The sequence below is a fragment of the uncultured Gimesia sp. genome, assembly GCF_937910335.1.
In the GTDB taxonomy this organism is placed as follows: Bacteria; Planctomycetota; Planctomycetia; order Planctomycetales; family Planctomycetaceae; genus Gimesia.
In genome coordinates this window covers 1-13970 of sequence record NZ_CALEMX010000598.1, presented here as the reverse complement: position 1 = coordinate 13970, position 13970 = coordinate 1, and the positions used below count along the sequence as shown (strand labels likewise).

Genomic DNA, 13970 nt, shown 5'->3' with positions numbered 1-13970 from the left:
ATGGCGCAAATTACGTGCCAAAGCGAGGGAAGTCATCTGGGAAATGCGGGATAAGAATAGTCGAAGCAGAATTGCAAAACAAACGGCAATACCAAGAGAATACTTTGATTTACGCGCGATGTACAATAAAAAAGGAAGCAGTAAATAGAAGTGAAATTCAATTGCAACTGACCAACCTCCATTGGGAAGAGTTGGCATGACGATCCCTGCAAGAATTTGAGAACAATAGAAGTAAATGCTTTGGCCATGCAAATAGATCTGGATTCCCACAACCACAAGCACAAACAGCATTAAAGGGGCTAGTCTTAAACAACGATTCCATAAAAACGAAAAGAAATTGATATTCTTCCCATCCAATAACTTAGCAAATAAATAACCACTAAGTGTCATGAACAAGGCAACTCCCGTGTGCCCCTCATTGACCAATGAAAGTGGGAAAAGTGTTGGGGAGTAAGTGAAAGGAATTGCTGTATGAATGAAGTGCCACGAAAAGACCATGAAGGCGGCAACGGCCCTGATATGATCTAATCCTATGTAATATTTTCCAGATGATGATTTCATGGCACTGAATGAGTCGCTGGCTCTGTTATTAAATCTTCGAATTCCAATGTGAATCTTCGCTTTAAGAAGCTCTTTTCTTTTAAAAGCATGCTTCTATTAAAAGCAAGAAAATTATTTCCCGAGCTGAACCAATTTTCGATCTACACTATATTTGGTCGTTTCGTAACGTTTGTCGCATCCTACTAAGTGTTTGAACCACCAAAATTGAGAGTAATATGCAAGGCAATGTGGGAATCTAGCCCGAGTTGACTGCTTGTAAAGTTCGAAATTCAAAACGAAATCGTGCAAGTGTTCACGCCACAGTACGCTCACTGAAGTGGGAAAACAGACTGGTTCGCGAAGAAATCAGGAACCAAAATTGCTTTCCCGGAATTTATACTGACGTGCTTGCCCCGTTCTACTTGATTTTCAGTCTTTTGACACCGAGGTAAGTTGAATAAATGAGCCTGACGAGTTCTGATAGAGTCTGTTCGTCCGTTTGTTGACTTCGAAAAAACAGTGCCCTAAAATCGCTATCTTAGCATTGTTTAATAATTTAACTGAAAGAAACAGTAAGAGAATCGAATCTTCGTGACTGAACGATCAAGTCGTTGATCCACATAATTCGGTTCTTATTTTGCTCGCCAAATAAAACTAAAGGGGTATGACAACGATGAGTGACCAGGCTAACGAAAACATTGAAAGTGTTCTTCAGGAAACGCGCTCATTTCCACCACCAGCAGAGTTTGTAGAACAGGCCAATATTTCCAGTATGGAAGAATACCAGGAACTTTGGAATCGTGCCAAAGACGACCCGACTGGTTTCTGGGGCGATCTGGCGCAAGGTCTGGAATGGGCTCAGCCTTATGAGAACGTGTTTGAAGGCGAAATGCCTGAAACAAAATGGTTCACGGGCGGCAAAATCAATGCGTCGGTGAACTGCATCGATCGTCACCTGGATAGCTGGCGAAAAAATAAAGCCGCCATCGTATGGGAAGGCGAACCAGGCGACACACGCGTGCTGCGTTATCAAGACCTGCACCGCGAAGTCTGCAAGTTTGCCAACTGTTTGAAAAAACTGGGAATCGAAACCGGCGATCGCGTGACTCTATACATGCCGATGGTTCCGGAATTGGCCATCGCCATGCTCGCCTGTTCGCGCATCGGTGCCACGCATTCCATCATCTTTGGTGGTTTCAGTGCAGATGCGATCGCCGACAGAAATAACGATGCCCAGGCAAAACTCGTGATTACCGCTGATGGAGGCTGGCGCCGTGGAAAAAATATTACTCTGAAAGAAGCCGTCGACAAAAGCATGGAAAAATCGCCCAGCGTACAAAGTGTAGTGGTCTACCGACGTACCGGCTGTGAAGTCGATATGGTACCAGATCGCGATTACTGGTGGCACGATCTGATGGAAGGGGCCTCTACAGAATGCGATCCTGTGGAACTCGACAGCGAACACCCACTCTTCATTCTTTATACCTCAGGAAGTACCGGTAAACCCAAGGGCGTGCAACACTCAACCGCCGGTTATCTACTGGGCACAATGATGACTTCCCAATGGGTCTTCGACCTGAAAGAAAATGATACCTACTGGTGTACCGCCGACATCGGCTGGATCACCGGACACAGCTATATTGTTTACGGACCGCTGGCCAATGGTGCGACCACCGTGATGTATGAAGGGGCTCCCAACTGGCCCGATGAAGGACGCTTCTGGGAAATCATCGAAAAATATCAGGTCAATATTTTCTATACGGCTCCCACAGCAATTCGTGCCTTTATTAAATGGGGCGATGAATGGCCGAACAAACACGACCTTTCCAGCCTGAGACTTTTGGGAACCGTCGGCGAGCCCATTAACCCCGAAGCCTGGATGTGGTATCACACCGTCATCGGTCAGGAACGCTGCCCCATTGTCGATACATGGTGGCAAACCGAAACGGGGGGCATCATGATGAGCCCGCTGCCAGGAGTGACTGCGACCAAACCGGGAAGTTGTACTACGCCATTGCCCGGTGTTGTACCTGACATTGTTTCAGCCGACGGCGAAAGCCTGGGAGACAATCAGGGGGGCCTTCTGGTAATGAATCAACCGTGGCCTCACATGCTGAGAACCTTATACGGCGACCATGAGCGTTTTAAAGAAGTTTACTTCAGCACGATTGCAGGGCGCTATCTAGCCGGTGACAGTGCCCGCCGCGATGAAGATGGATGCTACTGGATCATGGGTCGCATCGATGATGTGATTAACGTTTCCGGACACCGTCTCAGCACAATGGAAGTCGAGAGCGCACTGGTTTCGCACCCCAAAGTCGCTGAGGCAGCTGTCGTTGGTTTCCCGCATGAAATCAAAGGGGAAGGCATTTGCTGTTTCGTCTCAATGACCGGCGACGAAGATACCGAGGAACTGAAAGCGGAACTCAAACAGCACGTCAGAACTCAGATTGGCGTCGTCGCTACCCCAGATTCCATTCGCTTCGCCCCGGCACTTCCCAAAACACGTAGTGGGAAAATCATGCGACGTCTGTTAAGAGACATCGCTGCAGGAAAGGAAATTGTCGGCGACACAACGACTCTCGAAGATCTCAGTGTCATCGCCAAACTCCAGGAAAGTGATTAATCGATTTGGTGATCTGATTTATTAATCGGGAAAATAAGTTGTGCGTCAGCACACAATCATATTCAGCAGGATGGCGACTTACTGACAAGCCATCCTGCTGTTCTTTTGAAAAAAGACGACAAAGGTGATCTGATGTCCGACGACCAACTCTCTCAACTGTTTGAGCAGGTACGTCAGGGAGCGCTCTCGGTCGAACAAGCCATTTCGCATTTCGCCAATCAGCAAGATCAGAAATCGGCAATGCTTCCCTCTGCCAACATCGACCTCGATCGCAACGCGCGCTGCGGCTATCCCGAAGTGATTTACTGTGAAGGAAAGACGTCCAGAGCTTTGGTCGAAATTTTTACTGCCTTACTCGAAGCGAAACAAAAATGTCTCGGAACGCGCGTTTCAGACGATCAGGCGAAAACGGTTCTCAAACAGTTCCCGCAGGCTATCTATAATCAGACAGCGCGTACGATTCGCATTCCCGAAAAAGATGCGGCCTTCGATGAGGAACTGATCACAGGCGAAATTGCCGTCTTGACAGCAGGTACCAGCGATCGTCCCGTCGCCGAAGAAGCCATTGAAACTTTGATCTGGATGGGTTATCAACCCGACTTTATTCTCGATGTCGGCGTCGCTGGACCACATCGACTGCAAGAGCAACTCCCACGTTTTCAAAATGTTTCCGCCGTTGTCGTTGCTGCCGGCATGGAAGGAGCACTGCCTTCTGTAGTGGGCGGCTGGGTCTCCTGTCCGGTAATCGCTGTTCCGACCAGCGTTGGCTATGGCGCGAGCTTAGGCGGCATTGCGGCCCTGTTGGGCATGTTAAACAGTTGTGCTGCCAACGTGATTGTGGTTAACATCGATGCAGGCTTTAAAGCAGGCTTCGTAGCAGGCCTGGTCGCCGACCAGAAACGTTCTACCACCTGATACCAGATAATAGACCTGCCGATACAAAGAGAGCCCTCACTATGATGAATTACCACCAACGTTTTGTACTAGGTTTCGCAATGCTGACATTACTCTGTTCCAGTAATGTGCATACTCGCGTTTCAGGAGCAGAGGAACAACCGGCCTTAAAACCCATCGTACGCGTTGTCGATTTAAACATCGGCGAAACAACCACCGTCACTCTCAATAATGGCGAACAGGTAAAAGTAAAACTACTCGATTTGAAAGAGACCCGCGACCCAATCCGACAGGCGATTCGCAGCGCGATTGTAACCGTGCAGATCGACGATGAAACCATCCAGCTCGAATCGGGCATGTATAACCTGCCGCAAAAAATCGGCCGCGTGCAAGTCGATTGCTCTATCACAAAAGGCTACAACTCAAATGGCACACCTGCGTTCTGGGGATTGGATAAAGACGCCCGCTTACGATTCTGGCCTGCCGACTCGCCTCTGATTAAACCCGGTTCATTTATTTATCCCGTTGATCAAATCTGGTTCGCCACACGTACCTGGTACGATAACGAGCCCGTTGACGGGGGTAAGAAAATTCTCCCCAAAATTTATTATCACAGCGGGCTTGATATCGGCGGAGCAGAAAAATTGACGCGAGTCATCGCCGCCACCGATGCCGTCGTGGTCTCTTCAGGCACCGATGTCCTGGACGGACACAAGAAAGACACACCCGTCGCATCACGTTATGACGTGGTGTATTTGCTGGATGCAAGAGGCTGGTATTACCGCTATAGCCATCTCCACAAAATCAACGACCACATTCGACCGGGGCGTTTGATCAAACAGGGAGAAGAAATCGGCATCCTCGGGAAAAGAGGCGCCAGCGGTGGGTGGTCTCATCTGCATTTTGAAATCAAAAGTCGACAGCCTTCAGGCAAATGGGGCACTCAGGCCGGTTATGCGTTTCTGTGGGAAGCCTACCGTAATCAGTATCACCCCGCATTGGTTGCCAACAGCCGTCGCAAACACTTTATCAAAGCCGGTGACTCGACGATTCTGAAAGGCACTCAATCTTACAGCGCTACGAACAGTATCCAGAAATATGAATGGACCTTCACAGATGGCACACAGGCGAACGGCCCCGAAATCAAACGCGCTTATAATCAACCGGGTGTCTACAGCGAAATCCTGAAGGTCACCGACAAACAAGGCAACGTCGATTATGATTTCGCAGAGGTTCACGTCCTCGATCCAAAAAAATTTAAGGAATATGTCCCGCGCATTCACGCCTCTTACTGGCCCTCGCTCAAAAATAAAGTCGGTGATCCGATTACATTCAAAGTCCGTACATTTGGAACGACGGACGGCCATGAAATCTGGGATTTCAATGATGGAACCCCAACGGTCAGTGTGAAATCTGATGGAAATGTCAAAGCACTCAATGAAAATGGATATGCGGTCACCGAACATACATTCGAAAAACCGGGCGACTATCTCGTCACCGTCAAACGCAGCCGCGACGATGGTGTAATCGCCGTCACAAGACTGCATGTACGTGTGGAACCAAAGTAAGTCGCTCTGATCTCCGAAAATCCCGCATGATCAACAGAAATCTCTGCTGGTATTTCGTCAGAAGCGTTTTTACAATAAACCTGTTAAATAGAAAACGCCGCTTCCTCATCTTGTGTCTTAATCTGCCTGCCTGGATCTTGCCCTCCATGAAATATCTTCTGCCTGTGACTTGTTTGACTCTCTTTTTGAATTCGATTTTACTCGCTCCGCTGTCAGCAGCTCCCATTGAAGCCAGTAAACCGAATTCGAACGTTGACTTTAAAGCAGCCGTCCAAAAACGCTTACACTCTTTGAGAGAGCAACCCGCGCTCATCCATTCTGCCATTGGATTGACCCGCAAAGAAACACCGGTCCCCTGTGTCTACTCAAAAGAAGACCTGAATCTGAACACAAAAAAAGTACGCATTCTGCTGATTGGCGGATTGGATGGATCCGAAACGTCGGTCGCTTCGGTCATCAACGCCGTCAACTGGTTTTACAGTGCGGAGGCAGCCCAGTCGTTTCGGAAGAAATACTCACTCTCTGCGGTCCCGATTGCGAACCCGGATGGCTGGGTTTTGCAGAAGGGACTGAAAAACGCTACACACGGAAATCCCACGCGCGGCTATCCGCCACAGAGCGATGCTTATCACAGCCCCACCAAACCTGAGGTGCAATACTTATGGCGCTGGATCGGCATGCATGCCCCGGATCTGGTCCTGGATGTTCGAGAGGGAGACCAATTTCAGTGGGTAATTCCCGCTGATGCCCTGTCTTCGGTAGACAAGTTGGTTCAACATCTGAAACCTCATGTTCGTCCGGTATTCGGCTGGGAACTGGTTTCCAGTCTCGCAGGCCAATCACCTTCAAACATAGGTCGCCTGCCAGCATTGGCACTGGAAGTCACGAAAGAGAAAACAGAATCTTTTCTACCCATGCTGCTCACGGCGATCTCGCAAAATCAGTTTCGAGCCCCCTCCCCTGCCCGACAGGAGATGCAACGCCGCTTACAGCGCACGCCGATCCAGGTCGCTACCCAGCTTTCCAAAGTGTATGGCAATGATCTAAGCCGACTCTCTTATCTACCTGTACTCTCACTCATCAGCCAGATTCGACTGGGCGAATTGACGGGAGACCTGAGCCGGTTGCCTCATGTCGAGAAGATCACGCAAAACTACCTTTCCAAAAATCCCAACCCGCTCGGCAACCGCGGGGGCGGCAGCGTGATCGCCGGGCATTTACTGTTTTCTGAACTGGCGAAAGCGACCGGCAATCAACAATACTTAATGCTCGCCAAACAGGCGGCCGATCTCGGCTTTGACGAACAGGGACACTTCCGTGAATCGATGCCGCATCACGTGGAAATGAGCGATGCGGTTTTCATGTCATGCCCGATCCTCGCAGCCGTTGGTCGATTAACAGGAGACACCCGTTATTACGAAATGGCAATGCGTCATTGGCGATTCATACAGAAACTGGATCAACGCCCGGATGGCATCTATCGAAATTCTCCATTGAGCGATGCAGCCTGGGGACGCGGAAATGGCTTCCCGGCATTGGGACTGGCACTGGTGCTGTCCGAGCTGCCTCTGAATTCACCCTTGCGAAACGCCTTCGTCAACGGTCACCGCCAGCACCTGGAAGCACTCAGCCAACATCAGGACCCAACCGGTATGTGGCACCAGGTAATCGATCACCGGGAAAGCTACCGTGAAATGACCTGCACCTGCATGATTACTTTTTCGATGATCCGTGGTATCCGCGAGGGTTGGCTCGACGAAAAACAATACGCGCCCCGCATTGAGCGTGCCTGGAACGCCATCAAAACCCGTGTCGCCTTTGACGGCACACTCGTCGATGTCTGTACGGGAACCGGAAAACAAACCAGCGTACGCGGTTATTTCGACCGGATGGCGATCCTCGGTAAAGATGCCCGCGGCGGCGCGATGGCATTCCTGGTCTCCAATGAAATGGCCCAGTGGATGAACGAACGGGCCAATGCCGCACAACAAAAAGCGGATTAAAGACAACCTGTTTCAATTTGTTTCCGCTATATAAATTGCGTTTAAGTTAATGCGAAGTCTGGATATTTCGCTTAGATATGCGTTATGCTGAAGGGAAAGTTTTTTTCTTCAGCCGAAGCTTCTGTCAAGAGGTCTCTTATGTCATCCCGTTTTTATTTCCTGCTATTCCTGCCCTTCTGTAACCTCATTCAAGATGCTTCTCTCGCCGAACTCCGTGCTGCGGAGCCCACTCTGAAAGCGGGAGCCGCTGCCGTAGACATCACACCCCCTGTCGGAAGTTCGCTGGATGGGGTGATTTCCAAAAACGGGCCAGTGACGGGAATTCATGATCGAATCTTTTCGCGCGCCCTCGTACTCGATGATGGGCAAGAGCGGTTTGCCATTTGTGTGAACGACCTGTGTATGGTGGAACGGAGCTACTTTGACCGGGCTAAGGAAATTGTGTTCAAGAAAACCGGTTTGCCCGTGAATCGAATTCTGATGTCGAGCACTCACACACACGCCGCACCCCGCGTTCCCTATGGCCGTGCGGGGAAAATCGATGATGAGTATTACGAAACTCTCGTGCAGCAAATTGCACAAGCCATTATTCAGGCACAGGAAAATCTCAGACCCGCCCGCGTAGGCTGGGGCTCATTTGATGCAGGCAGGTATGCCGCCTGCCGACGGTTTCTAGCTGAAAAAGGGAGTGTCTCCCTGAATCCGTTTGGCATTGCCGGTGAGCAAATCAAATCGGTTGCCGGTCGCAGCAAGAGTGTCATCCGACCCGCTGCAGACATTGACCCGCAGTGCTCGATCCTCTCAATCCAACATGCCGACGGAACACCGCTGGCGATTTTAGGCAACATGAGTATTCACTATTGTGGCGGTTATAAAAAAGGCCAAATCAGCGCCGACTATTTCGGAGCCTATGCAAAGTATCTCTCCGAAAAACTATCTGCGGGGAAAACACATCCGCCGTTTGTCGGCATGCTCTCAAATGGAACCAGCGGCAATGTCGGTGCCGTCATGAAACAGGACAAAAAAAAGTACGCGGCCTTCGAATGGATTGAAGAATCCGGGAAGCAGTTTGCCGAGCAGAGCCTGAAGGTCATAGACAAAATGGATCACAAAAACAAACTGAAACTGGCGATGATCGAACAGGAATTCGCGCTGAACGTCCGGCGTCCTGATGCCGAGAGACTGGCGTGGGCACAAGACATCTTAGCGAACCCCCAACAAAAAATATCACATCGCTGGGCAAAAACTTACGCCACAGAAGCGGTCGCTCTCAGCAAGTATCCTGAAACAGAGTCGATCAAAATCCAGGCGATTCAAATTGGTGACCTGGGAATTGTCGGGCTGCCTTGCGAAGTGTTCACCGAAACCGGCCTCGCGATTAAAGCAGAGAGCCCGTTCGACGCGACATTTTCCATGGAACTGGCCAACGGTTCCAGCGGCTACCTGCCCACACCAGAACAGCACGCCCTGGGTGGATATGAAACCTGGCCTGCACGCAGCAGTTATCTGGAAGTCGAAGCAGAAACACAGATTCGCAATACGGCGATCAAGCTGCTGCGAAAGTTACACGATTGACGCCGCTGGATTATTGATCCAGCCAGCTACTGAGAGTCACTTTTAACGTTTTTAGCTTCCCATCCCGGAACAGCTCAACTTCCACAGTATCATAGGCTGCTTTTTTGCCTATCAGTTCGACGAGTCCTCTAAAATTTAGCACGGGTTGCCCTTCAAATTTGACAATGATATCACCCGATCGAATGCCCGCCTTTTGTGCTGCCAACCCCTCGCTCACGCCACCTACGATACACCCTCCACGTTCATTAAAATTACCGCCATTGCCAATGCCCAGCATCGCTTCACTATCGCGGATTTCGTGAGGAGTTCCGGAAAGCCCTTTTACCAGATCATCCATGGCGGGCCCTGAAAAAGGGTGCCCTTTAATCAGATACAGGGCCTGAAAACGACCCACTCGCTTGAGAAATCGCAAACCATGTTCTTTCCCGGTCCACCTTGCGCCCAACACGATGAAACGCACCTGCCCTGGCACAACTCTGTTACTCACTTGTGCTTCCGCAATACTTTTTGCTGTCCATAGTCTCACGTTTCCGCCCATTTTTTTGATTTCGCGAACAGCCCGCCTTTTCCGAATATCAGCGTGTCGATCGATGGCTTCTTCTGCCCGAATCGCCACGGAAGGGTTCTTCGCCCGAGTCAGCAGGTCGAGCGCATCTTCCGCTTTAGAAACAGAAGCTTCCTTGCCTTTCACATAAATTTGTTCGAGCACCAGAATCGCGCGGACAGAGGCCTCCAGACTGTCACCACGTGTCACTTTCATTAACGGCTCAATCACAGGTTCGCCATAATCAGGCAAACTGCGCGTGGCTTTTTCACGCGTTTGGAAGTCTTCACTCTCCAGGTCAAGAATATATTCAATCGCCTGCTGAGGAAGTTTGGCTGGTTCTTCAGCGGCAGATGATGCGTTATGAAAAATCAATGACGCAACAAGTACACTTCCAGCAATAAGAATCAAACGTGAAGACATCAGGCCGGTACCTCTAAGAAAAATTCGTCCCAAAAAAAGACTGCTCCCTATTTTCGGGCAAAACTGCCTCTAAATCAAGACGAGACTGTTCTGAGATTGCTGTAAAGCCTACTATTTTGCAGCTTTCAATGCTGAATTCAGTAAACCGGGTCGATCTGTGGTGATTCCTTCAACGCCCATATTGACAAGTTTTCTGGCATCTTTCACCGAATTGACAGTCCAAACATAAACAGGAAGTCCGGCGGAGTTAGCTTCATCAACAAATTTTTGCGTCACAAAATTATTGAGGCCGATATCCAATCCGTCCAGATGAGCGGTCTTTGCCTTTTGAATATAATAATCGGCAGTGTGAGCCCACTTTCGAGTCAGCTTGTTCTGTTTCACTTTGATTACCCAGTACATTTTTAGTTCAGGCAGATTCTGTTTGGCCTGTTGCATAATTTCGTAGTCAAATCCAATCAGGGCCGTCTGTGCGGGTATTTTACCAGAGGCCACTAGATCCTGTTTCAGTTGTGGCAGAACCTCGGCGCCACATTTAATTTCGATAAACAGTCTTTTGTTAGCTGGAATTGTTTTCAAAATTTGACTCAATGTAGGAATTCTCTCACGCTTAAATTTAGAATGTTTCCAGGCACCGACATCGAGAGTTTGTAATTCTGCCAGCGTTTGAGCTTTGACCGACTTGGCACGGCCGCCTATGCGACTTGTAGTTTTGTCATGATAGGCAATGATCTGACCATCTTTAGAAAGATAAATATCAATCTCGACCGCATCAGCATTCTGCGCCCAGGCCAGATTTACGGAAGCCAGTGTATTTTCGGGCGCATCATGCGAAGCACCCCGATGGCCGATGATTTCTACTGCGGAAAGTGATGTAGTCGCGGACACGATGGCGAAACCTGTAAGAAAAGAAATGAATTGAGAGAAACGCATACGCGACATTTTTTCTGATCCTCAGTAAAATACTCAAAGGGCGGTGACAAAGTTCTGCGCCTTAATAAGTTATACAAAAGCATATGAAAGACTTGTAAAGAAGCAATGAATTTTACATCCCAGCCATTCCTTGACGATCGGCAGTATCACTTCTAAACTCGTTTTTTGCAAACTATCATCGAGACCCTTATCGGATGTCTCTACTTTTATGTGTTCTCTCAACAGTATAATTCAGTCAGATGCAGAACTCTTTAAATCAGGAAATTCATTGGTGCAAATTCAAGTGAACGGCGAAACTCAAGAGGTTCCCGAGGAATTCACAGTGTCAGAACTTCTGGCACAGCTGGGTTTGCAGCCAAAGTATCTGGCCGTCGAACGAAATTTGATTTTAATTCCACGCGAAGAGCACGCATCCTGTACACTGCAGGAGGGTGATCGTCTGGAAATTGTAACACTGGTAGGCGGTGGATAACAAATATGGCAACAATCGGCAGCACAGAATCGTCTCTAATCCTGGGTACACATCATCTCAACTCACGCTTGATTGTGGGCACGGGTAAGTATGCAACTTACGAACTCATGCAGGAAAGCCTGGAGGTGAGCGGTGCCGACGTCATTACCGTCGCTGTACGCCGAGAGCGTCTCATCGACGCCGATGGTCGCAATATTCTCGACTTCATTGATCTGGAGAAATATACGATTCTCCCGAATACCGCCGGCTGTTTTTCTGCGGAAGACGCCGTTCGCGTAGCCCGGATGGGCCGCGAAATTTTGCGTGGTCTCGAAAACCCGGGAGCTGACTGGGTCAAAATAGAAGTTCTCGGCGATACCAAAACATTGCTTCCCGATCCGGTGGCAACTTTGGAAGCCACGAAACAACTGGTGGAGGAAGGGTTTTCCGTACTCTGTTATTCGACCGATGATCCAATGACAGCCAAACGCCTGAAAGAAGCGGGCGCCACATCGGTGATGCCTGCAGGCAGTCCTATCGGCAGTGGACAGGGAGTTCTGAACCCAAACAACATTCGCATCTGTCTGGAATATCTGAAAGAAGATGATCCCGATTACCCCGTGATTATCGATGCCGGCGTGGGAACCGCCAGTGATATCACAATTGCGATGGAACTGGGCTGTGACGGCGTGCTGCTCAATACCGGGATCGCCGGCGCGCAAGACCCGGTTCGCATGGCGCGGGCCATGAAAAGCGCAATCGAAGCCGGACGCGACGCCTACCTCGCCGGCCGGATTCCGAAAAAACTCTATGCCACCGCGTCCAGCCCCGAAACCGGCGTGATCGCACCGAAAGGTTAATTTGCTTTAAAAAGAGCGATTACTTTTTCTTTCGAATCAGTTTTTTCAAGCGTTTCTTTTGAGGCCAGGCAGGTTGTCGTTCTGCCGAGATGCTCACGCTGATTTGATTCTGACCAGTAATGCCGCCTACCGCCCCCGATGTTCTCACAACTCTCCACGTCGCAGAGGCATCCGCAACGCCTCCTGCAGGTAATGCTTTATTTAACTTAGCGATTGCGTCTGTCAGTGCTGTTTCGAAAGAGCCATCCTTCGATGTTCCCGTGAACCTGCGCAGGATGGGCTTGGGAGTTTCTGGATCTTTGTTGAATTTGATCTCGACAATCCCGTCTTTGTCACCATACACGCGAATCCCTTTGACCCATGTCGGATAGCCTTTCCAGGTTTTGGAGGCAGTGACTTGGGAAATCACTGTCGCGGCAAGTCCCGAGGGGGGGATCGCTTTCAAGTAAAAATCCTGGATACCATCCTGAGGAGGTTGTACATAAACCATTCGCAATAGTTGCACGTCGGTATAACCAGCATTCGGAACTTGTCCGGTCACATTGAGTACCAGATTGGGTGGATTCGACTTCTGAATCTGGTGAGTTACCTTCAAGATTTTGGGAACAGTAACCAGTTTCGACTTTGTGTTTTCTGCCTGCACTGAATCCATGCCCGTGAACATCAAAGCAAGCGCAAGTAAGGGGCAGTAGATTGATTGTAAATAGTTCATCGAAAACCTTTCCCATTGAGTTGGAATTGTAAGGAGATGGAGTTCAGCAAGAGTAAAATGCGGATTGTCAGTAGCTATGACGCAAAACAAACTTGAAAAGATTCCGAAAAATCGAACTTTTCCTATAAAATCACATACCAGCTATCTGGCTTCGATCAGCTTCCATTGATCTTCTACTGAGAAAGGGTCGACCAGTTGTGCCAGGCCTGCTTCTACTAGTTCCACTCCTGAGACGAATTTGCCCGGCCGCGTCCACTGATCGAGTAAACTTTGTTCGCAGCCGAACAGTTGTGCCTGCAGCCGATCAAAATCGCTTTCCATTATTTTAAAGTGCCGAGCCCATTCCGCCGCTTCTTCAAATCGCACATCATCTTCACTTTGCCAGCGCACGGGATGAAACAAGAGAGTCGTATAACTGGTGACATAGCGATGCTTGCAAGCCGCAAACGGGAGAATAGCCGCCGACGAACATTCACCTAACGCGACTCCAGCCACGTCCAAATTGCGCAGCCGGATTAAGCTGGCCAATGTCAGACCGGCATAGACGGAGCCACCAGGCGAATCAAAAAAAATCGTCCCGCGACTTCCACGCGGTAGATCAACCAGTCGCGACACCAGATCCGTTTCCTTCTCACCCAGATCTCCAGACAAGGCGATTTCCCAATCTGGTTCCTTTTCAGTAACCGAATTGTTCCGCAGGGAAGCCAGTTTCCCGGGATAAGATTTCACAGAAGAAGTCGTGTGCAGCCGCCGTCGTTTATTCATTGTTTCTATTTTATTTTTCTCTTCGCTGAGATTTCCAACAAAAGATCCTGATCCGAATATTTTAGAATAACAGAAC

At 49.3% G+C, this 13970-nt stretch carries 12 protein-coding genes; 7 read left to right on the top strand and 5 right to left on the bottom strand.

Annotated features, from left to right (window positions below; all coding sequences use genetic code 11):
• The coding region (locus tag Q0668_RS24485) for an acyltransferase family protein (protein WP_298869178.1) at positions 1 to 561 on the bottom strand (561 nt) is incomplete at its 3' end.
• Positions 562 to 1213: 652 nt separating this feature from the next.
• On the opposite strand from Q0668_RS24485, the gene acs reads away from it, so the two are divergent.
• The 5 genes from acs (at position 1214) to Q0668_RS24460 (ending at position 9206) form a co-directional block, all read left to right on the top strand.
• Positions 1214 to 3166: an acetate--CoA ligase gene (gene acs / locus Q0668_RS24480; protein WP_298869177.1), complete on the top strand. Its 1953-nt coding sequence runs from the start codon at positions 1214 to 1216 to the stop codon at positions 3164 to 3166.
• Between the two features lie 132 nt (positions 3167 to 3298).
• Entirely contained in the window at positions 3299 to 4081 is a 783-nt protein-coding gene (larB, locus tag Q0668_RS24475; protein WP_298869176.1) for a nickel pincer cofactor biosynthesis protein LarB, read from the top strand.
• 41 nt (positions 4082 to 4122) lie between these two features.
• The gene (locus tag Q0668_RS24470) at positions 4123 to 5628 is read left to right on the top strand and encodes a PKD domain-containing protein (protein WP_298869175.1); all 1506 of its coding nucleotides are present in this window, start codon (positions 4123 to 4125) and stop codon (positions 5626 to 5628) included.
• 146 nt (positions 5629 to 5774) lie between these two features.
• Positions 5775 to 7631, top strand: coding sequence for a glycoside hydrolase family 88 protein (locus Q0668_RS24465; RefSeq protein ID WP_298869174.1), 1857 nt, complete (start codon positions 5775 to 5777; stop codon positions 7629 to 7631).
• Positions 7632 to 7769: 138 nt separating this feature from the next.
• The gene (locus Q0668_RS24460; RefSeq protein WP_298869173.1) at positions 7770 to 9206 is read left to right on the top strand and encodes a neutral/alkaline non-lysosomal ceramidase N-terminal domain-containing protein; all 1437 of its coding nucleotides are present in this window, start codon (positions 7770 to 7772) and stop codon (positions 9204 to 9206) included.
• Positions 9207 to 9216: 10 nt separating this feature from the next.
• Here the strand turns inward: Q0668_RS24460 and Q0668_RS24455 are convergent, their stop codons facing one another.
• Both Q0668_RS24455 and Q0668_RS24450 read right to left on the bottom strand, forming a co-directional pair.
• Entirely contained in the window at positions 9217 to 10173 is a 957-nt protein-coding gene (locus Q0668_RS24455; protein WP_298869172.1) for a S1C family serine protease, read from the bottom strand.
• 111 nt (positions 10174 to 10284) lie between these two features.
• Positions 10285 to 11115 carry a glycerophosphodiester phosphodiesterase gene (locus tag Q0668_RS24450; protein WP_298869171.1) on the bottom strand — a complete coding sequence of 277 codons (831 nt, stop codon included), beginning with the start codon at positions 11113 to 11115 and terminating at the stop codon, positions 10285 to 10287.
• Positions 11116 to 11377: 262 nt separating this feature from the next.
• Here Q0668_RS24450 and thiS point away from each other — a divergent pair, with 262 nt between their 5' ends.
• Positions 11378 to 11578 (top strand): sulfur carrier protein ThiS, encoded by a 201-nt coding sequence (thiS, locus tag Q0668_RS24445; RefSeq protein WP_298869170.1) that lies wholly within the window; start codon positions 11378 to 11380, stop codon positions 11576 to 11578.
• 5 nt (positions 11579 to 11583) lie between these two features.
• Positions 11584 to 12417 (top strand): thiazole synthase, encoded by an 834-nt coding sequence (locus tag Q0668_RS24440; protein ID WP_298869169.1) that lies wholly within the window; start codon positions 11584 to 11586, stop codon positions 12415 to 12417.
• Between the two features lie 19 nt (positions 12418 to 12436).
• Here the strand turns inward: Q0668_RS24440 and Q0668_RS24435 are convergent, their stop codons facing one another.
• Positions 12437 to 13129 carry a hypothetical protein gene (locus Q0668_RS24435; RefSeq protein ID WP_298869168.1) on the bottom strand — a complete coding sequence of 231 codons (693 nt, stop codon included), beginning with the start codon at positions 13127 to 13129 and terminating at the stop codon, positions 12437 to 12439.
• A gap of 141 nt (positions 13130 to 13270) precedes the next feature.
• Positions 13271 to 13970: ATP-dependent Clp protease proteolytic subunit (locus tag Q0668_RS24430; protein ID WP_366918989.1), on the bottom strand; the 700-nt coding region annotated here is incomplete at its 5' end.